Below are 23,077 nucleotides of genomic sequence, written 5' to 3'. Positions count from 1 at the left end.
TTTTTTCCCCGATAGGCTAGATGGGGTTTTTCAGATTCCTTAGGCATAAATTTGCGATGAGTATATTCGACGAGATTAAGCCCGGAACTTGGGTAAGGGGGCTTGGCGCTTCCGGTCCGGCGGAAGTTATCACGGTGCAGCGCTATGGCGATGATGCTGCCAACATCGCCTTCCGGCTAGGTGGAAATATATCCGAACGCCTCCTCTATCGAGGCGAAGACAGTGGCCTTGAAATCATTAAAGAGGGCGCCAGCTACTCGTTTCAGGCTGACGGCCAGCTCCTGAAACTGGCCTCCGAAGCCTATCGCATTCGGCTGGCTCACCTGTTCGATCCATATCTCGCGGTGAGTGCATCCCAGATTGAGGCGCTGCCGCACCAGATCACCGCAGTGTATGGCGAGATGCTACCGCGTCAGCCGCTGCGCTTTCTACTTGCCGATGATCCAGGTGCCGGCAAGACTGTCATGGCGGGACTATTGATCAAAGAGCTGCTCATCCGAGGCGATCTCGACCGTTGCCTGATCGTGGCTCCCGGCAGTCTGGTGGAGCAGTGGCAGGAAGAGCTTTCGGAAAAGTTTGGCCTGCATTTCGATCTGCTGACCCGTGATCAAATCGAGGCATCGGTGACCGGCAACCCGTTTATCGAGCGGAACCGCCTCATCGTTCGCCTTGATATGGCGTCCCGATCAGACGACCTCAAAGCCAAGCTGGAGGCGTCGCCTGAATGGGACTTGATCATATGCGATGAGGCGCATCGTATGGCCGCTTCCTATTTCGGCGGTGAGATCAAAGAAACTCAGCGCCATAAGCTCGGCAAATTGCTGGGTTCGAGGACGAGAAACTTTCTTCTGATGTCGGCTACGCCGCACAATGGCAAAGAGGCGGATTTCCAGCTGTTCATGGGGCTGCTGGACGCTGACCGGTTTGAAGGTCGTTTTCGCGAAGGCGTGCACAAAGCTGACGTGTCCGACATGATGCGTAGATTGACCAAGGAGGAGCTCTATCGGTTCGACGGAACCAAGCTCTTCCCCGAGCGGCGCGCATACACCGCAAGCTATGATTTGTCGCCGCTTGAGGCTGATCTCTATCAGGCCGTCACCACCTACGTCCGCGAGGAAATGAACCGCGCTGACCGATCAGGGGACGACAAGCGTCGGTCGAATGTCGGTTTCGCCCTACAAATCCTCCAGCGACGGCTCGCATCATCTCCGGCCGCGATCCACCGATCGCTGGAGCGACGAGTCAAGCGGATGGAAGAGCGACTGCGCGAAGTGAAGACGATGCGCACTAGCACATCTGTGGTCACTGCCCCCAGTTTGCCCGCCTTCGACCCGGACGACCCCGACGAAGTGCCGGGCGCTGAGGCCGAGGCCGCCGAGGAACAGATTCTCGACCATGCAACCGCTTCCGGCACGATTGGCGAGCTTGAGGCCGAGATTGCGATCCTCAGAGATTTGGAAGCACGTGCCCTCAAGCTGAAACTATCAGGGCAGGACACGAAGTGGCGGGAGCTTGAGTCCGTCCTCGATGAACCGATGATGATCGAACCTTCGACAGGCATGCGTAGAAAGGTGCTTATATTCACGGAGCCGAAGGACACGCTTGAGTACCTCCAACAGAAAATCGCAACCCGTATCGGCGATCCTGAGGCTGTCGTGGTCATTCATGGCGGCATCGCACGCGAGGCGAGGCGTGCGGCGATTGCCGCTTTCAACTCCGATCCTGTTGTCCGGATCATGGTTGCCAACGACGCAGCCGGCGAGGGCGTCAACCTACAGCGTGGCGCACACCTCATGGTAAACTACGATCTGCCGTGGAATCCGAACCGACTAGAGCAGCGGTTTGGCCGCATCCACCGCATCGGCCAGACCATGACTTGCCACCTATGGAATCTCTGTGCCGCTAACACTCGTGAAGGCGAGGTTTACCGGCGGCTGCTCGAAAAACTGGAGGAAGCCCGGAAAGCCCTGGGCGGGCGCGTTTATGATGTGTTGGGTGAGCTATTTGAAGGCCATGCCTTACGCGATCTGCTCGTCGACGCGATTCGTTATGGCGACCGACCCGAGAAAAGGGCCGAGCTGTTCCGCAAGGTGGAGGGTGCGGTCGATGTAGATGCCATCGAGAAGCTGGTTGAAGAACGCAAGCTGACCTCTGAAGGCATGTCGCCGACCTCTGTCGCAGAAATCCGCGAGCAGATGGAGCGCGCTGCCGCCCGGCGTTTGCAGCCTCATTTCATCGGCGCGTTTTTCCGAGAGGCGTTTACGCAACTAGGCGGACGCATGTCGGAACGCGAAAAGAGTCGCTACGAAATTTTGCGTGTTCCTTCGATTTTGAAGGAGCGCGATCGTCTGATTGGCAGGACCGATCCGGTGCTTGATCGATATGCGCGAGTGACCTTTGAGAAGTCGTTGATCGCAGGGCAGCCGCAGGCGGAACTTCTCGCACCTGGTCACCCGTTGCTGGAGGCATTGGTCGACGTCATCCTGGAAAGATACCAGCCGCTCCTCGGACAGGGTGCAGTGCTAGTCGATGAAGCCGACGAAGGCGTCGAGCCAAGGCTCCTTGTGTATCTTGAGCATGCCGTTCGCGACGGTCGCACGACCCGTTCCGGTGAACCGCGAGCCATTTCTCAGCGCCTGCAATTTGTCTACCTGAGACCAGACGGTGGGACCTTTGATGCGGGACCGGCTCCCTATCTCGATTGCAGACCGATCAGCGACGAGCAGCGTCAGCTCGTGACGGATCAAATCACGGCATCCTGGCTATCCGGCAACGTCGAAAAACAGGCCATGGCCTACGCGATTGCAACTCTCGTTCCGGACCATCTCAATGAAATCCGCACCAGACGAGTGGTCGAGATAGATAAGGTGGAGCGAGAGGTCCGCGCCCGGCTCAATCGTGAGATCAACTACTGGGATGCTCGGGCGGCGCGGCTGCGCGAAGAAGAGCGTGCCGGCAAGGAGCAGCGTATTAACGCGCAGAACGCGGAGGCGACCGCACAACGGCTCGTCGAACGTCTCCACCGTCGTCAGACGGAACTCGATAGCGAGCGCCAGATTTCGGCACTGCCGCCAGTTCTGAAGGGCGCAGCACTGGTGATTCCGGGCGGTTTGCTGAGATCGCGGCAGCCCGTATCAACTGCGGTTTCGCCAGAGGGGTTCGCAGAAGACCCTATCTTACGGGCTGAGAGCGAGCGCAAGGCCATGGATGCTGTGTTCGCTGCAGAGCGAGCGCTTGGTCACGAGCCCCGTGATGTCTCGGCAGAGAAGAAGGGTTGGGACATCGAGAGCCGCCACGGCGAAACAGGGCATTTGCGCTTCATCGAGGTCAAAGGTCGCCATGCGGCTGGCCGTGATGTCATCCTGACGAAGAACGAGATTTTGGCCTCATTAAATGCTGCAGAGGCGTTCGTGCTTGCAATCGTACAAATGGATGACGGCTTCATTCACCAGCCGGTCTACGTTCGCCGGTTTTTCAACAGGGAACTTGGCTTTGCCGAGACAGCAGTGGTCTTTAACGTGGCCGATCTGCTATCCATTGGCACTGGGCCGACTTGAGGCTTGATTCCCTGGGAGGAAATCCGCGACGCGTAAGCCGAACCGGCCGTTCTCACGGGCTTGGATAAGGTTTTGGCATGACCGAGGCGGCACTGCGCAAGAAGCTCATCGAGGTTTCGATCCCCCTAGAGGCGATCAACAAGGCGTCGGCGCGGGAAAAGTCGATTCGCCACGGACATCCGTCTACTTTACACCTGTGGTGGGCTCGCCGGCCGCTGGCCGCATGCCGGGCGATACTGTTTGCGCAGCTTGTCGACGATCCGTCAGCTTGGCCCGAAAAGTTTCCGACGGAAGCTGAGCAGGAGGTCGAGCGGCTGCGACTGCACCGAGTCATTGAAAAGATGATACCTTGGGAGGCGTCGAACGATGAGGCCATCCTAAAGGCGACGCGCTGGGAGATTGCGCGCTCGGTTGCTTGGGGACTTGGCGAGGAGCCGCCTGCTAAGGGGGACGGTAAAGCGATCCTCGCCTACCTTCGAGAAAAGGCGCCGCCGGTTTACGATCCGTTTTCCGGTGGCGGTTCGATCCCATTGGAAGCGCAGCGCCTCGGCCTGCGCGCTTATGGCTCCGATCTGAACCCGATCGCCGTTCTGATCGGAAAGGCTCTGGTCGAAATCCCTCCGAAATTCGCCGGCCGACCCCCGGTCAACCCGAAGTCGCAGGCTGAATTGAAGCGTGGTGGGCGCTGGAACAGCAAGGGTGCGGAAGGCCTAGCTGAGGACGTCCGGTACTACGGCCAATGGTTGCGTGACGAGGCAGAAAAACTAGTCGGCCACCTTTATCCCAAGGCGCAACTAGCGGACGGTTCCGAGGCAACCGTGATCGCTTGGCTGTGGGCGCGCACTGTGCGCTCGCCCGATCCTGCTGCCCAGGGCACCATGGTGCCGTTAGTGTCGTCCTTCATGCTCTCAGGGAAGGAGGGTAAGAAGGCGTGGGTCGAACCAGTGATTGATACTTCAGAACCGCATGGATGGCGGTTTGAGGTGCGACTTGGCAAACTTTCGGCCGAGGAAGAGGTTAGGCTCAAGAACGGAACCAAAACCGGCGGTGGCGGGACGAGCTTCTTTTGTATCAAGACCGGAACAGGAATCCCATTTGACTATATTCGAGCTGAAGGAAAAGCAGGACGCATAGGTTCTAGACTTATGGCTGTCGTTGCGGGGTCGGCTGGACATCGTAGCTATCTCTCACCCACCGCCTCTCACGAACATTCGCTAGTTCCCGACTGGGACGCGAGCCTTGATGCTGATCTGCCTGAGCGGGCACTGGGCTTTCGTGTTCAAGAATACGGGATGAAAAAGTGGAGCGATCTGTTCACGGCAAGGCAGATCACAATGCTGAATGCATTGTCCACACTGATTGGTGAACTGAAACAAGTTGTTGCGGGCGACTGTCAGGCCGCAAACTTTATTGGCGACAACACTCGGCTTTCAGATGAGGGCTCCGGTCCAGTCGCTTATGCCGATGCAATCGCAACGTACCTAGCATTTGCAATCGATAAAGTATCTGAGGCGAGCACTACCATCTGCACTTGGAGCCCGCTTCCAACAAAATTGCACGTGGTGACTACTTTCGGTCGTCAGGCGATCCCCATGGTTTGGGACTACGCGGAATCTAATCCGTTCGCCGAATCGTCGGGCAACATACTTCGAATGGCTGAGCTAGTGTCGAAAGCTCTTGCTTTTAGTACAGCGGCTGACGCAAATTTAGGAAGTGTGGTTCAGCGTGACGCGGCGGCAAACCACTATCCCGCGTCGATAGTCATTTCCTCTGATCCGCCATACTACGACAATATAGGATACGCCGACTTGTCGGATTTTTTCTATGTGAGAGCCCGACAGTCTCTGGCAGAAGTTTGGCCAGACCTTTTCCGAAGACTACTCACACCAAAGACCAACGAACTCATCGCAACGCCGTTTCGGCACTCGGACCGCAACGCGGCCGAGGCATTCTTTATGAACGGAATGTCGCGCGCACTCCGTGCGATGAGGATGGCTTCTGCCGACCAACCGCTGACCATTTACTACGCGTTCAAACAGTCTGAAATCGGTGAGGATGGCGTTACTTCTGCTGGCTGGGCTTCGTTTCTTCAGGCCGTCGTCGACGCGGGCTTAGTTGTGGACGGAACCTGGCCTGTCCGTACAGAGCGCGCAGGTGGATTTAGAAACAAGGGGGCAAATGCCCTCGCTTCGTCAATTGTACTCGTATGCCGCAAAAGCGTGGGTGACCGCAAAGTTGTTGACCGAGCGGGATTTAGTGCCGCTCTGCGTCGTGAACTTCCCGCGGCCATAGCAAACATTCGCGCCGCGGGCGTCGGTCCGGTTGACATGCAGCAATCGATGATTGGCCCAGGCATGGGTGTATTTACGCGTTACTCGGAAGTGCTTGAAGACGACGACTCCAAGATGAAGGTTAAGACCGCTCTTTCGATCATCAATCGAATCTGGGAAGAGATCGACAACGAGATTGTCGCGAGTTTCGATCCCGAGACCCAGGTGGCACTCGCTTGGTTCTCGTCTTATGGCTTCGAGCCGAAAACATCCGGCGAGCTGATCACGCTTGCGAACGCCAAGGACACGTCGATCAATGACTTGTTCGACTCCCATGTGTTCGAAGATCACAAGGGTCGCACGGCTCTGACTGCTCGCGACAGGCTCGATCCAAGATGGTCACCTGCAAGCGATCGGCAGTTGACAGTGTGGGAATGTGTGCAGCACCTAGCCCGCACGTTGAATGCTGAAGAGGGTGGTGCACAGGCCGCTGCGCGGTTGATAGCCGAGATGGGGCCGAAGGCGACTGACGCGCGGGCTTTACTTGATCGGCTGTTCCAGATCGCTACTGACAAGGGTTGGGCACAAGAGGCTCTAGTCTACAATCAACTCGCCGAGGAGTGGCCGCATCTGCTGGAGCGCTCGACCAATATCTCTGGCGGCTTGCGCCCTTCCCAGACCGGCGATCTCTTCGCGTAACGAAATTTGGGAGGAAAGATGACCACCGAGAAGGAAACGCTACGCCGCGTCCAGGATGGGCTCTATCACCTCCAGCGCGCGTTGAACTCTTTTATCGGTGAGCGGATGGAGAAGAAATACGGCAAAGGCTGGCTCCAGTTTGCCAGCCGTGCCGCCGGCTCGGGACCGCGCGACCCACTCGACATTTACGGCATGCTGAAGACCCTGCTCGACCAGTGGCGGGATGTCTTCGACGATTTCTTTGCGCGCAATGAAAAATTCAAGGTGCGCAATTTTGCCTCGACTGCCTTTGATGGGCGCAACGCAACCTCACATCTCGCACTGCCGCTAACCGACGCCGAGGCGCTGCGCTATCTTGATTCTATGGTTTGCCTAGCCCGCGCGGTGAAGGGACCCAAGGTTGAGGTAGACGAGATCACAAAACTGTACGAGGCACAGCGCCAATCAGGCGTGTCGGAGCGCGCTACCGAAAGCAAAACGGCCCAGCCAGAAACACCAGCGGTACGTTCAACCCTGTCGCTTACTGGACGTGAGAAATCTGCCGCTGACGCTAAGCCGGGCACCTTGTCGCTAGGTCTCGACCCCGATGAAACGCCGTCCGGCGCACTACGCCCCTGGATCGAGGTGGCCTTCCCTCACCCGGATGTGATCGCCAACCGCTACAAGCAGTCGGAATTTGCTGCCGATCTTGCAGCCGTCGATATGGGCAACGCCAGCGACGACTACGCGACGCCAGAAAACTTCTTCCGCATAACGTTTCTTACCGAAGGCCTGCGTCGCGTGTTGCGCACCGCGCTTGAACGGTTGACCGGATCGGGTGGCGATCCGGTGCTTGGCCTTCAGACGTCGTTTGGCGGCGGCAAAACGCACACCATGTTGGCGCTCTATCACCTAGCGAGGGCTCGTGACCTTGGGCTGCTAAAGGGTGTGTCCGAACTTGCGGACACACTCGGCGTTAAGAACTGGCCACCCATCAAAACAGTCGTTTTCGTCGGAACGGCGAAGGGAGTAGATTCCTCACTGGTCCTAAAAGATGGGCCGAAAGTTAGAACCTTGTGGGGCTATATTGCTTGGCGGCTCGCTGGAGATGCTGGGCTTGAACTCATCCGCGAGGCCGAAAGCGCAGGTACGAACCCGGGGTCTGAGCTTTTAGTCGAGGTCTTCAAATTGGCGGGACCGAGCGTGATCCTCTTGGACGAGGTCGTTGCATTCGCCCGACAACTGCCAGACCAACGATTTGAGGCGTTCCTTTCATTCATTCAGTCGCTTACAGAAGCCGCAAAGATGGTCCCGAATGTCCTGCTCGTCGGCTCGTTGCCAGAGAGCGACCAGGAAGCCGGTGGAGACAAGGGTGTTGCCGCATTGCGCCGGCTGGAGCGGGTCTTCGGGCGTACGGGATCGCCCTGGCTCGCCGCACATGGCAACGAGACCTACGAGATCGTGCGCCGCCGCCTCTTCCAAGAACTCGATAGCGAGGGCGAGAAGGCACGCGACGAGACTGTAAAGGCCTTCCAGCAGCTGTACAGGAACAATCCGGGCGAATTCCCGCCGTATGCGAAGGAACCGCGCTATCAGGAACTGCTTCGACTATCCTATCCGATCCATCCGGAGCTGTTTGAACGCCTCTCCAAGGATTGGTCGACCCTCGACAATTTCCAACGCACGCGCGGCGTCTTGCGTTTCATGGCTAATGTCGTCAGCGTTTTGTGGCAACAGCGCACTCGTGATGCGCTCATTCTGCCCGCCCGCGTCCCGCTTGCCGATGAACGTGTTAAAGCCTCTGCAATCTATCCGCTCGACCCCGCCTATTCAGCTGTGATCGATAGCGAGGTCGATGGAGACGGCTCTCTACCGGCGCGCATGGAATCGGTCACGACCCGCCGCATATCCCAAGCCCGGGCGGCCACGAGGGCCGCACGCGCCGTCTTTCTTTGCTCTGCGCCTACTGTGGGTCAGCCTCATCACGGCGTTACAGGTCAAGCCATCCGCCTCGCTTCCGCTGAACCGGGAGACCAGTTGGCGATCTTTGGCGAGGCGCTGCGGGAACTGCATGAGAAGGCAACGTATCTATACGAAGACGCTGGAAGGTATTGGTTCTCGACACAGCCAACTCTGAACAGGCTCGCCGACGAACGCGCCAAGTCATTGCCTGTTCACGAGGTTGACGCAGAGATTGTCCGCATCCTTACGACCGAGAACAACCAGCGAAATACCGGCTTCTCCAAAGTTCACGCCGCTCCAGATTCGCCTAGCGGAATTGATGAAGCGCAGTCGCTTGCGCTTGTCATCTTGATGCCTGCGAGTTTCCACACAAAGGGTGCAGTAAGTTCGCCGGCCCTTGAGGCCGCTGTGGACGCGCTGACCCGCTGTCGTTCAGCGCAGCGGCGTTATCGGAATACACTCATATTCGCGGCTCCGGACGAGGCTTCTTTGGCCACGGCCCGCGAGGTAGTCAGAAAATCACTAGCTTGGTCATCGATAGAGAAGGAGGCTGACAAAGGCGACCTTCGCAAGCAGCTGACACAAGGCCAGATCGAGGACGTATCCGAACGTGCTCGTTCCAATCGAGACTCTGCCGACAAGGCAGTGCGCTCGGCGTGGGTTCACATCCTTTACGCTGAAAAGGAGGAGGGCGCGCTGGATGGTCGTCCGTTTGAGATCGCTCAGGCCACGCTGTTGGCGCGTGACCGACCATCTATCGCCGCATCTGTCTATGAAAAGCTATCCTCTCGTGGTGACAGCATCGTAAAGGACACGCTGGGACCACGCATGCTTTCCGCCAAGCTCCAGAATCTCTGGCCCGCTGACCAGCCTCACGTTTCTATTGCCAACCTCAAGGAGTGGTTCGCCTCCTACGTCTATCTTCCGAAATTGCGCGACACAGCCGTTTTGGAAAGCGCGATAGCAGAAGGCGTGTCTACGTCGGACCCGATGTTCGGGTACGCTGATGCTTACGATAGTGAAACAGGGAAATACGAGGGCCTCGTGTTTGGGCGGCTTGCCCCGACCGCATTTTCGGATCGGGCGCTTGTTATTAAGAAGGACGTGGCATCGGCAGCTTCCCAGCCTCCTGGCAGTTCGGAGACCACACCAACAGGTGGCTCACCCACCGTGGTCGACACCGGCAACACCGTCACCGGATCACCTTCCGAACCGACAGAGACCCAGCCACGCCGATTCTTTGGCGTCGTCGAGATCGACCCCTCTCGCCCTATTCGGTCATTTGAGTCCATAGTCAACTCGGTGGTCTCCGAACTTCAACGGCGATCAGGTGTTCGAGTGACCCTGACGCTTGACATCGAAGGCGTGTCGGATGCGGGCTTCCCTGACGAGGATATTGACGTCATCCGAGACAACGCGAAGCAGTTGAAGTTCAAGGCCGACTCTACGGGTTTTGGGGACTAGACTAATCGACGGTTATCTGCCGCTGACGTACGCGTTCCGGCCCTTCGGCAGAAACGGGTTGATTTTGGCTCTAACGCGGAACGAAGCTAGACGATGACAAGGCTCTATCGGCTCTCGGGAAGTACGCTCGATCCTGTGTCGCGAGGCAAGCTCGCCAACGAAAACATGATCGAGGGGTGGATTGCGCATCAGCCCGATCTTTTGGGCCTCGACCTCCTGGTTATTGGAAGGCAGGTGGTCACAGAGTTCGGTGGTCGCATCGACCTGTTGGGGATCGACGCCGACGGCAACCTCGTTATTGTCGAGCTGAAGCGGGACCGCACGCCTCGGGAGATCATCGCGCAGATACTCGACTACGCGAGTTGGGTGTCGGGCCTCACGACCCGTCAGGTGCACGATCTTGCCGCGAGTTACCTCAAGGGCCAGCTCGATACCGTGTTTCGCGAGCGGTTCGGCAGTGCGTTGCCACAGACACTCAACGAGACCCACACAATGGTGATCGTTGCCAGCGCCTTCGACGCTTCATCCCAGCGTATCGTCCGCTACCTTTCAGAGACGCACGACATCGCGATAAACACTGCCTTCTTCTCCGTGTTCGAGGACGATGGACGCACGCTACTTGCCACAGACTGGCTGTTGGATCAGGCCGAGGTCGCCGAACGCTCGGAGGCGCGGGTGCAAGCCCCATGGACGGGCCTATGGTATGTAAACGTTGGTGAGGGCGGCAACCGAGCATGGCAGGATATGCGGCGGCTGGGCTTCATCTCTGCGGGTGGGGGCGATTGGTACTCTGGTCCTTTGCAGCGGCTCCATGTCGGCGATCTGATCGTCGCATACCAGAAGCAGGCTGGATATGTGGGCTACGGCAAGATCACTACGACCGCAGTCATGGCGCGAGACTTCGAGACACCGCAGGGACCCTTACTTGTCCAAACATTGGTTCAACCAAACCTCGCCCATGATCGAGACGATCCCAAGCTGGCCGAACACGTTGTAGGAGTGGAGTGGCTGAAGACCGTGCCACTGTCGGAGGCGAAGTGGATAGACGGTCTGTTCGCGAACCAAAACATCGTCTGCAAGCTGCGCGACCCCAAGACGGTCGATTTCCTAAAGGAACAATTGGGCGTTGCCCTCGACTAAATGCCTCACGGTTGAGACGTTCCTGACTATCAGCCCCTCATGCTTCGCTTTCCTAAGCCGAGTAGATGTCTATGTCTTTCGGGGGAAGTTTCTTCGCCAGCGCGATGATTTTTCCGGGATCCTGGCCTATCGCGAGCGCCAGCGTTTCGATCCGCGCCATCAGTTCCTCCTCATGCTCGCCCACGTCGTCAGTTTGCGAGAATGTCCTCAACCACGACAGGACACGATGGGCGAACTGCAGCGCGGCGGACATGGCGTCGAGCGATACCCAGACCTTGCCCTGATCCGACTTGAGTTTGTCGGTGATCCGCTCATACGCCTCGCCGGTCCACGCCATGATCTTGTGTACATTGGCAGGCGATGCCGTCACCTTGAGCGTTCCGTCCGAATGCTCAACGAAGGTGTGACCAAGGAAATCAACCCCTGAATGCAACGAGCCGCTGGATTTCTCCAGCAGCTCGAACTTACCGACCGGCATCTCCTCAATCGAGGATGTCAGGGCGTTCTTGGCCTTTTGAGCCCTCTCGGGCGACTGCGCCAAAATCAGGAAATCGTCCACATAGTTCAGGAACCATACGCCTTTGGGCAACTTCGGTTCGATCTTCGACATGAAGAAATTTGCGATTGCTGGCGAGCAGGCCGAACCCTGCGGCAAGCCGTGTTCGGCGATGAGAGAGAGATATTGGTTGAGAGTATCCTGTAGTGTTTTCTCCTTATTCAGCTTCTGTCCATGCAGTTGGTAGTGCGCGCCTATCACCACGTGTTCACTGACGTCTTTGGCTATCGGCAACGCCTGCATGGTAGCCTTGTGATCGAAGCTGTCAAAGAAGCTCTTGATGTCCAGCCGCACAAAATGGCCATTTCCCGTGGCATGCAGATGCCTGACCTTCTTCACCGCTTCGGCTACGCCTCGTCCCCGCGTATTGTACTGAAACGGCTTGGCCTGGAACTGGGCGTTGATCATGTCAGCAACGAGCGCCTGCGCGGCCTGATGGCGCACGCCGAAATGACAAAGATATCGGTACCCGCCGCTCGATTTCTTCTTGAGGTAGACCCGCACCGGCTCGTTGATCGGCTGATAGAGCTTCAACTGGCTGGCCATTTGCTCGTACTGCGGCACCTCCAGTTTCTTGTCGTAATCGAGCCCTTTGGCGGCACGGATCAGGGCGTCGAGCCGCACCAGCGTGGAGCCAACGTAGGCAGCCTGTGCCTTCGATGCCTTCGGAGACTTTCCCGCCTTCTTCAGCTTGATACGAAGCCGGGCTCTGCGTCCAACCGCCTTAGTCACGAGCGTCAGAACTTCCTTGACGGTCTGGTTTGTCGCCCAGCCGTGTGGAAAATGGCTATTGCCGATCCATAGAGGTCCTTGGACCACGCCACCCTCGTCGTCGCTCTGGCCGATAATCGTAGCTAAAGGGAGGTTCAACAAAGGTTCATGGAGGCCAAACGGGCTACTGATCGGTCCGCACTAGCGGCGCTGTCGAGTTAAAACGTCGATGTTTTTTCACCGAGGAGTAGGCGTAAAAACGCAATTCAATTGCGGATTTCATTACTTGATCCCGTCCAACTTGTTGAGCCGTTTGGTGAGCTGGTAGATCGCCCCGTTCAGGAACTCAATTTGTTGCTCAGCGTCATGCAGCCGTTGTTCGATTGAAGATGCTACGGCTTCATCATCCAAGGTTTGTCCCCGGGCTTCGGCTCTGAAGCTCCACTCCAGGCGACGAATTATCTCACTGCTTAGCGGGCGCATCGCCGCTTCCGCACACACTTCGATCCTCTCCTTCAGACCCACAGGCAGTCTCAATTTCAGCTGTGGGTCTGTTCGCGGGTCCGCTCGCTTCATTGGCATGCCAACTGTCCTCGCAATCATGGTGGGTTGTCTATCACACCATTTTGGACCCACCAAGACCCAAAAGGACCCTTGTCGAAGGGGTCCATTTGGGTTATTGTGGGTCCATTCCGAAGAGAGACCTCGCCAATGCCTGTCGCAGACCTGAAAATCCGTCTGCCCGCCGACCTCAAGAAGCGGCTGGCAGTCCGTGCTTCAAATAACGACCGGTCAATGGCCGCTGAAGTTCTCAACATCCTAAAGACAGTGCTCAAGGCCGACGAGGATCAGCCCGAGGTCGCCTAGTCCAACCCAGCGCGGAGCTGCGCATGAAAGCCAAAATTGTAGCCAAAGTGCCTAAGCCGAAGAGCGCCCATCTCAACAGCGCCAAGGCCAAGAAGGTCGCTAAGGCGGCGGTCACTGGGCATTCCGGCTTTGACTATCGCGAGATCGAAGACGCTGCCGTTCGTGAAAGAGCAGAACTCATCGCAGCCGAAATCAAAGCCAATCTTGAAACTGTCGGAAAGGCGTTCCTCGACAATGGCCGCAAGCTCTTGGCGATCAAAAACGACCTTGGCCACGGTCAATTCCTCAGTTGGATAGCCAGCGAGTTTGAGTGGTCGGAGCGCACCGCCAACAATTACATGAGCGTCGCGCAGCACTTTGGCGATGATTTCTACGTTGTCAGCTATCTGCCTTCACAGACGATATACCGGCTCGCTTCCAAGAGTGTTTGCCAAAAGGTCAGGACAAAGGTTATCGCTGCTGCAAAATCTGACAAGCGATTGACTGCCGATCAGGTCGAAGCCGCGCTGAGGAAGACAAAGGGCGTCAAACTGCCCTTTCCCCCGAAACAGATTGAGGGAGAAGTGGTCCCGAAAACACTAGACACATCCGTCGAACCATCATCCAGGCAAAAGGCATCAGAGAGGCTGGTGCAATTAATTGCACCGGAGAACCTGCAAGAGTTCATGCGGTTGGCCAACATCGCCGGCATTAGCCTCTCTGCAGAGTTTCTTCAGGCAGCCATAGCCGCACAAAAGTCAGCAGCGTGAGGCCGTGTTGAAGTTCGCAAAGATGCTCCACAAGCAGATGCAAGCTAAGCAAAAGGGAAAGCTCAGCCCTGTAGCCATCAAGAAGGTTCTCAAGACGGTGCAAGGCCTTGGCCTTACCGTCAGGGGCGTGAAGGCGCACCCGGATGGCTCGTTCTTTGTCGAAACCGGCAAGGGCGATGTGGAAAAGGCCCATGAGAACGAATGGGATGAGGTGTTGGAGCAATGAAGCGCCGCCTTCCTAAATATGTATCTGAGTTCCGCGACAGGCACGGCAAGATGCGCGTCCGGTTTCGGCGCAAAGGACAGCCGGAGTACTATTTCAAGGCGGTGCCGTGGACCCCCGCCTTCATGCAAGAATACCAGGCATGCCTTCAAAAGACCGCTGCCCCGGCCGTTGTTGGTTCTAGTCTGGTGGCCGCAGGAACTATGTCGGCGCTGATCGTCGCATTCTATGGATCGGCGGATTTCAAAAAGCTCGCCCCCAGCACGAGGAAGCAGTACCGGCACGTGATCGAGCGGTTCCGCAATAAGCATGGCGACAAACGTGTTGCTGCTATTGAGCGCAAGCACCTCAAGGCGATCATCGGAACGATGCACGGGACGCCAGCTGCAGCGGATAATCTGCTAGATCGCATTAAGCAGTTGATGGGGTTTGCAGTGGACATCGGCATGCGGAAGGACAATCCGGCACTGGGGATGAAGGGCTTCAACAAGCATACCGACGGCTGGCACACATGGACCGAAGCTGAGATTGAGCAATTCGAGGAGCGCCATCCTATCGGCACCAAGGCCAGACTAGCGTTGACACTTTTGCTCTACACGACGCAACGGCGGTCGGACGTGGTGGGAATGGGCTGGCAGCATGTGACCCAAGACGGTATTGCCGTAGGTCAGCAGAAAACGCATGCACGTCTGACTATTCCAATCCACCCTGCGCTTGCAAATGTACTGGACAAGACGCCACGTGAGCATCTGACGTTCCTAGTCACCGCCAAGGGAAAGTCGTTCACGTCCAATGGTTTCGGCAACTGGTTTCGGGACCGATGCGACGAAGCGAGCCTTCCGCAGTGTTCGGCGCACGGACTGCGCAAGGCTGCATCACGCCGCCTTGCGGAAGATGGCAAAACCAATCAGCAGATCAAGGCGATTACAGGTCACAAGACCGACGTTGAAGTTGCCAGATACACCGCAGCCGCTGATCAGAAGCGCCTTGCTCGGCAGGCATTTGGAATGGATGAGGAACAAAAACTGTCTAACCTAACCCGATAGTTAGACAGTTCCGTTCTTAAATCATTGAAAAAACAGGAACCTTAGGTGGGGATGGTGATCCCGACAGGAATCGAACCTGTGACCTACAGATTAGGAATCTGCCGCTCTATCCTACTGAGCTACGGGACCACGCGGCCAGACACATAGCCGCTTCGGACCGTTTCGCCAAGAGGCTCGCCGAAGGCAAATCAAGAGGCCGGCCGAAGGCAATCGACCGGCCTTTCGGCGGCATATGTCAGGCGGCGAGCGCCGTTTCGGCCAGTTTCACCCAGTAGCTCATGCCGTGCGGGATGACTTCGTCGTTGAAGTCGTAGGCCGGGTGATGGAGGCCGGCGGTCTCGCCATTGCCGATGAAGATGAAGGCGCCGGGCCGGGCTTCCAGCATGTAGGAGAAATCCTCGCCCCCCATCACCGGCTGGATGGCGCGGTGGACCTGGGTGTCGCCGGCCACACTTGCCGCGACATCGCTGGCAAAGACGGTTTCTTCCGGATTGTTGAAGGTGACGGGGTAGTTGGCGTCATAATCGACAGTGATCGTCGCGCCGAAGGCGGTGGCGATGCCGTCGCAGATGGCGCGGATGCGCTCCTCCGACTTCTTGGCGATCTCCTTTTTCAGCGTGCGCACCGTGCCGGCGATCTCGGCGGTCTCGGGAATGACGTTGTAGGCGTCGCCGGCGTGGAATTTGGTCACCGACACCACCACGGCCTCGACCGGATCGGTGCTGCGCGAGGCAACGGTCTGCAAAGCGCCGACGAGTTGGCTGGTGATGACGATCGGGTCGATCGTGCCGTGCGGCATAGCCGCATGGCCGCCGCGGCCCTTGACGGTGATGGTGAACTCGGCCGTCGCCGCCATGATCGGGCCCGGCCGGATGGCAAACTGGCCGACCGGCAGGCCCGGCATGTTGTGCATGCCGAACACCCTCGAAATGTCGAAGCGCTCCATCATGCCGTCCTTGACCATCTCGTTGCCGCCGCCGCCGCCTTCTTCGGCCGGCTGGAAGATTACCGCCACCGAGCCGGCGAAATTGCGCGTTTCTGTCAGATATTTGGCTGCGCCCAGCAGCATTGCCGTATGGCCGTCATGGCCGCAGGCGTGCATCTTGCCGGGCACGGTCGAGGCGTAGGACTTACCGGTGATCTCGTTGATCGGCAGCGCGTCCATGTCGGCGCGCAAGCCAATGGTCGCGCCATCGCCCTTGCGGCCATGGATGATGCCGACGACGCCGGTCTTGCCGAGGCCCGTCACCACGTCGTCGCAGCCGAATTCCTTCAGCTTCTCGGTGACGAAAGCGGCGGTCTTGAAGACATCGAAATTCAGTTCTGGCGTCTGGTGCAGATGACGTCGCCAGCCGGCAACTTCATCCTGCATCTCGGCGGCGCGGTTGAGAATCGGCATAATGGTTCCATCTCGCTGTTGGAGCAGACGGTCTGGCCTGCTGCTTTGCAATTGTGATTGCCAGGCACTTTGCCATCTTGGCGTCACATAGGGTAAATAGCACCGCAAACAACGTGATCCGGAAGTTGAGGGCCGGATCTCATCATGCTGGCCATCGCGTAACGAAATCTTACGGAGCCAGGGGCGACTAGGGCAAGAGGCGATTTCGGATTCCATGATGCGGCACAGCCATATCCTCAAATTACTGCTAACGGGCGCCTTGGCGCTGCCGATGCCGGCCGGGCCGGCTTCGGCCAATCCGATTGTCCTGTTCGACCTGAACAGCGGCAAGGTTTTACAGCATCAGGACGCCTTCAGCCGCTGGTATCCGGCTTCACTGAGCAAGCTGATGACCGCCTATGTCACCTTTCGGGCGATTGCCGCCGGCGAGGTCCAGCTCGATTCGCCGATCAAGGTGACCAAGCATTCCGCCGGCGAACCGCCAAGCAAGATGGGCTTCAAGCCGGGCTCGGTGATGCGGCTCGACAATGCGCTGAAGATGATGCTGGTCAAATCGGCCAACGACATCGCCATGGCCGTCGGCGAGAACATAGGCGGCTCGCAGGCCGGCTTCGCCATCCGCATGAACGCTGAAGCCGCGCGGCTCGGCATGACCGGGACGCATTTCGTCAACCCGAACGGGTTGTTTTCGCCGGACCAGTATACGACGGCGCGTGACCTTGCCTTGCTGGTGATGGCGATCCGCAAGGAATTCCCGCAATATGCCCCCTGGTTCTCGATCGAAGGCCTCGCCGTCGGCAAGAAGGCGATCCCCAACTACAATCTCTTGATCGGCCGCTATCCCGGCGCCGATGGCATGAAGACCGGCTTCGTCTGTCCCTCGGGCTTCAACATGATCGGCTCGGCGACACGCAATGGCCGCACGCTGGTCGCCGTTGTGCTTGGCGAAAAATCGGCGGTCAGCCGCGCCGAGACCGCCGCCAGACTGCTCGACCAGGGCTTTGCCATGTCGGACCCGAACTGGCTCACGGTCGCGGCCATGCCTTCCTATGGCGACACCATGTCGCCCAACGACATGCATGACGAGATCTGCAAGAAGAAGGCCCCCGAAGAACAGTCCGAGGCAGCACCGCCGGTCGCCGCAAAAGACGCCACGGCCGCGCCGAAATCGCCCTATCAGGAAAAGCTGGACCATGTGCCGACGCTGGTTGCCGTCGGCCTCGGCGGCGCCACCGGGCCGGCGCCGAAGGCAATGCTCGACCAGGGCGGCCAGGAATTCGCCGATGTGCCGCTGCCGAGCTGGCGACCCGACATCCCGGCGCCAAAGGGCTCGGAACCGGTCGTGGTGGGTTCGGCAACCGCGGTGCAAGGCGACCAGCCGGTCAAGGCCGCGAACTAGGCCGATGGCCAGTTTTCCGATACCCGTCACTGTGCTCACCGGCTTCCTCGGCGCCGGCAAGACGACGTTGCTCAACCGGCTGCTCAAAGACCCGGCGCTCGTCGACACCGCCGTCATCATCAACGAATTCGGCGAGGTTGCGATCGACCATCTCTTGGTCGAGCAGGCCTCGGACGGCATCATTCAGCTGTCCGATGGCTGCCTATGCTGCACGGTGCGTGGCGAACTGGTCGACACGCTGGCCGACCTCGTCGACCGGCTGCAGACCGGTCGTATAGCCCGCCTTGCCCGCGTAGTCGTCGAAACCACCGGGCTCGCCGATCCGGCCCCGGTGCTGCAGTCGATCATGGCGCACCCGGCGCTTGTCCAGGCGTTCAGGCTCGACGGCGTCATCACGCTGGTCGACGCGGTCAACGGCAATGCGACGCTCGATGGTCATGTCGAGGCGGTCAAACAGGTGGCGGTGGCCGACCGTATCGTGCTGACCAAGGTCGATCTGGCCTGCGATCCCGCCGATGTCGAGGCTTTGCGATCGCGGCTCCATCAGCTCAATCCAGGCGCGAAAGTGCTCGAAGCCGGTGACAGCGGAACCGGCGTGGCGGCGCTGTTCGATTGTGGCCTCTACAATCCGGCGACCAAATCCGCCGACGTCCAGCGCTGGCTGGGCGAAGAAGCCGCGCATGATCACGAGCATCATCATGGCGATCACCATGGTCATCCTGATCACGCCGAGCACGAGCATCGCCACGATTCCCGCGTGCGCTCCTATTCCCTTGTCCACAATGGGCCTGTGCCGTTTTCGGCGATCGAGATGTTCCTCGACCTGTTGCGCTCGGCGCATGGCGACAGGCTGCTGCGGATGAAAGGCGTCATCGAACTCGCGGAAGATCCGTCACGGCCGCTGGTCGTCCACGGCGTGCAGAGGATTCTGCATCCGCCGGCGCGGCTGCCGTCCTGGCCGGATGGCCAGCGCGGCACCAGGCTGGTGCTGATCACACTCGACATGCCGGAAGACTATGTGCGCCGGCTGTTCGCCGCCTTCACCAATCGGCCGTCGATCGACACGCCGGATCGTGCGGCGCTGGAGAGCAATCCGCTGGCGATTGCCGGGGGTTGATACTCAGGGTTGCGGTTCGCCGCGCTCGACCAGAAAGCGATGGCCGCCGGTGACGGCCGCTGTTTCAACCAGCTGATGGCCGGCGTCGGCGCAAAAGGCGGGGATGTCGATGACCGCCAGCGGGTCGGTGGTCTCCAGCCACAGCCGGCTGCCCGGCTGCATCGCCGCCAGGCGTTTTTTCGCCTTGAGAACGGGCAGGGGGCAGTTCAGCCCCTTGAGATCATAGACGGAAGCGGGCTGGGCCAAAAGCTCAGCCGCCGAACATGCCAAGCAGCTTGTTCTTGATCTTTGACAGCCGGCTTTCGTCGGTTGGCGGCTCGGCGGGAGCTGCCTCTACGCTCGCGGTGGCGACCGGCTGCTGGGCAGCCTGCTTGGCTGCTTCCTTTTCGGCTACCGCCTGGGCCTTGGCCGCTTCCTTTTCAGCCAGCGCCTGGGCCTTGGCGGCTTTCGCTGCCTCGATGGCAGCAACCCGCTGTTCCTCGGCCTTGCGCTTGGCTTCCTTCTCGGCGTCGAGCGCGGCCATCTTGCGGCCGGCCGGCGAATCGATGCGGCCCATGCGCGCCGTCTCGGTCACCGTTCCGTCGGAATTGAGCGACGGCGGATCGATCGGCACGCGCTCGCCGCGGGCGCGCCGCTTCGACCAGTCGGAAACGATGCTGGCTTCCTTGATGCCGGCAATGGTCGGCTTGGGCGCCGGCACGCTGGCTTTGACCGCGCCGATGAAGGCCGCGTCATAGCTGCTCTGATAGGCGTTGTAGGCGCTCTTCAGCGAATCCGGCTGCGTGGTCGGAGGGCAGGCGCCGGTCGGATCGAAGGTGGTGCCCTCAGGCGCCACCTGGTTGAAGACATAGCGCTTCTCGCAGACATCGACCTTCGGCGGCACCTTGGTGATCTCGAAATTGTCGTAGCCGACCTTCAGCATCTTCCAGAACTCGTAGTTCGGGTCGTTGCGATAGCGCGCCATGTTGGCGGCGGTCATGCGGAACGGAAAGGCCTGGATCTGGAACTCGGTCTGGCCGCCCTGGAAGGCATCGCGGCCGAAGGCGTAGATCTGTTCGATCTGCGGGTCGGTCATCGAATAGCAGCCCGACGACGAGCAGGCGCCATGCACCATCAGATTGGCGCCGGTGCGGCCATTGGCACGGTCATAGGCGTTGGGATAGCCGATGTTGAAGGACAGATGATAGTTCGAGCGCGGATTCATCTGCGACGGGCGAACCGTGTAGAACCCTTCCGGCGCCTGGCGGTCGCCCTCGGTGTATTTCGGTCCGAGCTTGCCCGACCATTTGCAAATGTCGTAGCTGGCGACCATCTCGTAGCGGCCGGTGGTCTTGGCCTTCCAGATCTCGAGTTTGCCTTCTTCCTTGAAGATGCGGGCCATCACCGACGAGGTGCGGACCATGCCCTTGGCCTTCATGTCGGCGAGGATCTTGTCCGGCAGCGGCTTGTTGGCCTCCGGCGCGAAATCCTTCATCGAGGAATCGTTGCAGCCGGCAACGCCAAGGGCGGCGATCAGGATTCCGGTGCGGGCAAGCTTGGCAAACATGGTTACGGCTATGTCTTTTTCCCGGGGCGTGGGGCTTCGCAGCCGCAGGCCAACACACTAAACCTTCACGGACACTAAGCCCGTTAACCTTGAAAATTCCTTACCGCAAGCTCCGGACGGCTGCCCCCACGGCAATTCGCTCGATGTCACGGACTTTTCATTGAACCGAATGCGGCGGCATTTTTGTGGCGAAATTACTCGCTGACGCCACATTGCGGCGCCCGGCCGGCCTGAAATCAGAGGCTGCGGCCCATCGCCAGGTATTTTTCGCGGCGCTGCTCGCGAAAATCGGTGTTGGCGCCGGCAAAATCCTTCATCGTCTTGGCGATGAGGTCGCCGGTGGCGGCGATCACCGTTTCGGGCGCGCGCTGGGCGCCGCCGAGCGGCTCGGGAATGATGGCGTCGATGATCTTCATTTCCAGAAGATCCTGGGCGGTGATCTTCATGTTGGTCGCCGCATCCTTCGAACGCGTGGTGTCGCGCCACAGGATCGAGGCGGCACCCTCCGGCGAGATCACCGAATAGATGGCGTGTTCCAGCATGTAGACGCGGTTGGCGGTGGCGATCGCAATGGCGCCGCCCGAGCCGCCTTCGCCGATGACGACCGAGATCGACGGCACTTTGAGGCCGAGGCAGGCCGAGGTCGAACGGGCGATGGCTTCGGCCTGGCCGCGTTCCTCGGCGCCGACACCGGGATAGGCGCCGGCGGTGTCGACCAGCGTCAGAAGCGGGATCTTGAAGCGGTCGGCAAGCTCCATCAGCCGGACCGCCTTGCGGTAGCCTTCAGGCCGCACCGAACCGAAATTGTGCTTGAGCCGGCTCGCCGTATCCGAGCCCTTTTCCTGGCCGATGACGGCAACCGGTTCGCCGCGGAAGCGGGCGAAGCCGCCGATGATCGCCTGGTCCTCGCCGAAATTGCGGTCGCCGGCGAGCGGCGTGAAATCGCTGAACAGGCCCTTGATGTAGTCGAGGCAATGCGGCCTGTCGGTGTGACGCGCCACCTGCACCTTCTGCCACGGCGTCAGCGCCTTGTAGATATCGCGCAGCGCGTCGCGCACGCGCTTCTCGAGCCGGCTGATTTCGTCGCCGACATCGACCGCCTCGCCATTCTCGGCAAGCTTCTTCAGCTCGAGGATCTTGAGTTCAAGGTCCTGCACCGGCTTTTCGAAATCGAGGTAATTGTACATTCTTGAGCGGACCGATGCGTCGGAAGGCAAAGACTGACGGAACCCTGAAAAGCGGGGCGCCGCGCGGTGGAACGTGCCCTCACATAGCGATATGAGGCCTAGTCGGCAAGCGGATGATGATCGTTGACCAGCCGCACCAGCCGCTCTTCAAGCACATGGGTGTAAATCTGCGTGGTCGAGATATCGGCATGGCCGAGCAGCTGCTGCACCGCCCTGAGATCGGCGCCGTTTTGCAGGAGGTGGCTGGCAAAAGCATGACGCAGCACGTGCGGCGATATTTTCGCCGCCGCTATGCCGGCCCGCGCGGCAAGGCCTTTGAGGTCGCGGGCAAAGACCTGCCGGGAGAGATAGCCGCTGTCACCGGCGGCCGGAAACAGGAACGGGCTGTCGGCGAAAGCCGGCACCGTGGCCCGGGCCGTGAGCCAGGCCCGCATCGCCGTGCGCGCCTTGGCCGACAGCGGCACCATGCGCTCCTTGTCGCCCTTGCCGCGCACCATGAAGAAGCGGTCGTCGCGCTGGGCGACGGTCACCGGCAGGCCGACCAGTTCGGAGACGCGCAGGCCGGTGGCATAGAGCACTTCGACCAAAGCGTGCAGGCGCAATGCCGCCAGCCGGTCGCCATTGACGCCATCGCCTGCCTCGAGCGCCGCGCGGTCGAGCAGCCGGCCGGTATCGGCCTCGCTCATCGTCTTGGGCAGCGGCCGGCCCTTTTTCGGACTGTCCAGCGTGCCGGTCGGGTCATCGCCGCGCAGGCCCTCGGCGTAGAGAAACTTGAAGAATTGGCGGATCGCCGACAGTTTGCGCGCCTGCGACGTCGGCGCAAAGCCACGCGCGGCGATGTCGTCGAGATAGGCGCGGAGGTCGGCCGCAGCAGCACCGGCAAGCCCGCCGCCAATCTGCTGAGAGGCGTCCTCGAGATCGCGACGATAGGAGGACAGCGTATTTTCGGCGGCACCGCGTTCGGCGCTCATCATTTCGAGAAAGGCTTCGATGCGAGCCGCGCTGTTCATGTCCCTGCGGTCAGTTTCTTCGGGTCAGTTTTTCTTGGGGTTCAGCTTTTCCGGCGGAATGCGCACGGTGATTTCCGCCTTTTTCGGCTCGACGAACATCGCCAGCGCCACCATCATACCATAGGCAATGCCGGCAAGAATCATCATCGTCACGACAAAGCGGAACAGTGTCGGCATCAATTTTCGCCCGTCTTCT

Annotated in this window: 18 protein-coding genes and 1 tRNA gene; 10 read left to right on the top strand and 9 right to left on the bottom strand. The window is 59.4% G+C overall.

Annotated features, from left to right (window positions below; all coding sequences use genetic code 11):
- The first annotated feature begins 56 nt into the window (after positions 1-56).
- The 4 genes from AC1D1N_RS25920 (at position 57) to AC1D1N_RS25905 (ending at position 11,071) form a co-directional block, all read left to right on the top strand.
- Positions 57-3,557 (top strand): helicase-related protein, encoded by a 3,501-nt coding sequence (locus AC1D1N_RS25920; protein WP_477351853.1) that lies wholly within the window; start codon positions 57-59, stop codon positions 3,555-3,557.
- A 77-nt stretch (positions 3,558-3,634) separates the two neighbouring features.
- Entirely contained in the window at positions 3,635-6,526 is a 2,892-nt protein-coding gene (locus AC1D1N_RS25915; protein ID WP_477351851.1) for a DUF1156 domain-containing protein, read from the top strand.
- Positions 6,527-6,544: 18 nt separating this feature from the next.
- A complete protein-coding gene (locus AC1D1N_RS25910) occupies positions 6,545-9,931 on the top strand; it encodes a DUF499 domain-containing protein (RefSeq protein ID WP_477351849.1) in 3,387 nt (1,128 codons plus the stop codon).
- A 93-nt stretch (positions 9,932-10,024) separates the two neighbouring features.
- Positions 10,025-11,071 (top strand): endonuclease NucS domain-containing protein, encoded by a 1,047-nt coding sequence (locus AC1D1N_RS25905; RefSeq protein ID WP_477351847.1) that lies wholly within the window; start codon positions 10,025-10,027, stop codon positions 11,069-11,071.
- Between the two features lie 52 nt (positions 11,072-11,123).
- Here AC1D1N_RS25905 and AC1D1N_RS25900 read toward each other — a convergent pair whose 3' ends face one another.
- Positions 11,124-12,497: a reverse transcriptase/maturase family protein gene (locus AC1D1N_RS25900; protein WP_477351845.1), complete on the bottom strand. Its 1,374-nt coding sequence runs from the start codon at positions 12,495-12,497 to the stop codon at positions 11,124-11,126.
- Positions 12,498-12,620: 123 nt separating this feature from the next.
- Entirely contained in the window at positions 12,621-12,920 is a 300-nt protein-coding gene (locus tag AC1D1N_RS25895; protein ID WP_477351844.1) for an Arc family DNA-binding protein, read from the bottom strand.
- A gap of 129 nt (positions 12,921-13,049) precedes the next feature.
- Here AC1D1N_RS25895 and AC1D1N_RS25890 point away from each other — a divergent pair, with 129 nt between their 5' ends.
- The 4 genes from AC1D1N_RS25890 to AC1D1N_RS25875 are packed head-to-tail and all read left to right on the top strand — an operon-like array spanning position 13,050 to position 15,223.
- Positions 13,050-13,205, top strand: a complete 156-nt coding sequence (locus AC1D1N_RS25890) for a FitA-like ribbon-helix-helix domain-containing protein (RefSeq protein ID WP_477351842.1) — start codon at positions 13,050-13,052, stop codon at positions 13,203-13,205.
- A gap of 23 nt (positions 13,206-13,228) precedes the next feature.
- Positions 13,229-13,954, top strand: a complete 726-nt coding sequence (locus AC1D1N_RS25885; protein ID WP_477351840.1) for a DUF3102 domain-containing protein — start codon at positions 13,229-13,231, stop codon at positions 13,952-13,954.
- 7 nt (positions 13,955-13,961) lie between these two features.
- Positions 13,962-14,180, top strand: a complete 219-nt coding sequence (locus AC1D1N_RS25880; protein ID WP_477351838.1) for a hypothetical protein — start codon at positions 13,962-13,964, stop codon at positions 14,178-14,180.
- Positions 14,177-15,223, top strand: coding sequence for a site-specific integrase (locus AC1D1N_RS25875; RefSeq protein WP_477351836.1), 1,047 nt, complete (start codon positions 14,177-14,179; stop codon positions 15,221-15,223). The genes AC1D1N_RS25880 and AC1D1N_RS25875 overlap by 4 nt, the downstream gene beginning before the upstream one ends.
- A 52-nt stretch (positions 15,224-15,275) precedes the next feature.
- Here AC1D1N_RS25875 and AC1D1N_RS25870 read toward each other — a convergent pair.
- Together AC1D1N_RS25870 and AC1D1N_RS25865 are read right to left on the bottom strand one after the other, a co-directional pair.
- A tRNA-Arg gene (locus AC1D1N_RS25870) sits at positions 15,276-15,352 on the bottom strand.
- Positions 15,353-15,458: 106 nt separating this feature from the next.
- On the bottom strand, positions 15,459-16,622 hold the full coding sequence (locus tag AC1D1N_RS25865) for a M20 aminoacylase family protein (protein WP_436261569.1): 1,164 nt from the start codon (positions 16,620-16,622) through the stop codon (positions 15,459-15,461).
- Between the two features lie 217 nt (positions 16,623-16,839).
- On the opposite strand from AC1D1N_RS25865, the gene AC1D1N_RS25860 reads away from it, so the two are divergent.
- Positions 16,840-18,021 (top strand): D-alanyl-D-alanine carboxypeptidase family protein, encoded by a 1,182-nt coding sequence (locus AC1D1N_RS25860; protein ID WP_477351920.1) that lies wholly within the window; start codon positions 16,840-16,842, stop codon positions 18,019-18,021.
- A 4-nt stretch (positions 18,022-18,025) separates the two neighbouring features.
- Positions 18,026-19,138, top strand: coding sequence for a CobW family GTP-binding protein (locus tag AC1D1N_RS25855; RefSeq protein WP_436261568.1), 1,113 nt, complete (start codon positions 18,026-18,028; stop codon positions 19,136-19,138).
- Positions 19,139-19,141: 3 nt separating this feature from the next.
- On the opposite strand, the gene AC1D1N_RS25850 is transcribed toward AC1D1N_RS25855, so the two are convergent.
- From AC1D1N_RS25850 to AC1D1N_RS25830, 5 genes are all read right to left on the bottom strand, one after another.
- The gene (locus AC1D1N_RS25850) at positions 19,142-19,384 is read right to left on the bottom strand and encodes a sulfurtransferase TusA family protein (protein WP_477351833.1); all 243 of its coding nucleotides are present in this window, start codon (positions 19,382-19,384) and stop codon (positions 19,142-19,144) included.
- A gap of 4 nt (positions 19,385-19,388) precedes the next feature.
- The gene (locus AC1D1N_RS25845) at positions 19,389-20,684 is read right to left on the bottom strand and encodes a L,D-transpeptidase family protein (protein WP_477351831.1); all 1,296 of its coding nucleotides are present in this window, start codon (positions 20,682-20,684) and stop codon (positions 19,389-19,391) included.
- Between the two features lie 236 nt (positions 20,685-20,920).
- The gene (locus AC1D1N_RS25840; protein WP_112562192.1) at positions 20,921-21,871 is read right to left on the bottom strand and encodes an acetyl-CoA carboxylase carboxyltransferase subunit alpha; all 951 of its coding nucleotides are present in this window, start codon (positions 21,869-21,871) and stop codon (positions 20,921-20,923) included.
- 98 nt (positions 21,872-21,969) lie between these two features.
- Entirely contained in the window at positions 21,970-22,881 is a 912-nt protein-coding gene (locus tag AC1D1N_RS25835; protein WP_436261565.1) for a site-specific tyrosine recombinase XerD, read from the bottom strand.
- A 24-nt stretch (positions 22,882-22,905) separates the two neighbouring features.
- On the bottom strand, positions 22,906-23,058 hold the full coding sequence (locus AC1D1N_RS25830; RefSeq protein WP_192258326.1) for a histidine kinase: 153 nt from the start codon (positions 23,056-23,058) through the stop codon (positions 22,906-22,908).
- Positions 23,059-23,077 lie beyond the last annotated feature (19 nt).

It is taken from the genome of Mesorhizobium sp. P2_B5 (genome assembly GCF_056404775.1).
This window is presented reverse-complemented; position numbering and strand designations above follow the sequence as displayed.

Coding starts and splice junctions, on each gene's coding strand:
- AC1D1N_RS25920 (WP_477351853.1), top strand. CDS start 57: ATGAGTATATTCGACGAGATTAAGCCCGGAACTTGGGTAAGGGGGCTT.
- AC1D1N_RS25915 (WP_477351851.1), top strand. CDS start 3,635: ATGACCGAGGCGGCACTGCGCAAGAAGCTCATCGAGGTTTCGATCCCC.
- AC1D1N_RS25910 (WP_477351849.1), top strand. CDS start 6,545: ATGACCACCGAGAAGGAAACGCTACGCCGCGTCCAGGATGGGCTCTAT.
- AC1D1N_RS25905 (WP_477351847.1), top strand. CDS start 10,025: ATGACAAGGCTCTATCGGCTCTCGGGAAGTACGCTCGATCCTGTGTCG.
- AC1D1N_RS25895 (WP_477351844.1), bottom strand. CDS start 12,920: ATGCCAATGAAGCGAGCGGACCCGCGAACAGACCCACAGCTGAAATTG.
- AC1D1N_RS25890 (WP_477351842.1), top strand. CDS start 13,050: ATGCCTGTCGCAGACCTGAAAATCCGTCTGCCCGCCGACCTCAAGAAG.
- AC1D1N_RS25885 (WP_477351840.1), top strand. CDS start 13,229: ATGAAAGCCAAAATTGTAGCCAAAGTGCCTAAGCCGAAGAGCGCCCAT.
- AC1D1N_RS25875 (WP_477351836.1), top strand. CDS start 14,177: ATGAAGCGCCGCCTTCCTAAATATGTATCTGAGTTCCGCGACAGGCAC.
- AC1D1N_RS25865 (WP_436261569.1), bottom strand. CDS start 16,622: ATGCCGATTCTCAACCGCGCCGCCGAGATGCAGGATGAAGTTGCCGGC.
- AC1D1N_RS25860 (WP_477351920.1), top strand. CDS start 16,840: ATGCGGCACAGCCATATCCTCAAATTACTGCTAACGGGCGCCTTGGCG.
- AC1D1N_RS25855 (WP_436261568.1), top strand. CDS start 18,026: ATGGCCAGTTTTCCGATACCCGTCACTGTGCTCACCGGCTTCCTCGGC.
- AC1D1N_RS25845 (WP_477351831.1), bottom strand. CDS start 20,684: ATGTTTGCCAAGCTTGCCCGCACCGGAATCCTGATCGCCGCCCTTGGC.
- AC1D1N_RS25840 (WP_112562192.1), bottom strand. CDS start 21,871: ATGTACAATTACCTCGATTTCGAAAAGCCGGTGCAGGACCTTGAACTC.
- AC1D1N_RS25835 (WP_436261565.1), bottom strand. CDS start 22,881: ATGAACAGCGCGGCTCGCATCGAAGCCTTTCTCGAAATGATGAGCGCC.
- AC1D1N_RS25830 (WP_192258326.1), bottom strand. CDS start 23,058: ATGCCGACACTGTTCCGCTTTGTCGTGACGATGATGATTCTTGCCGGC.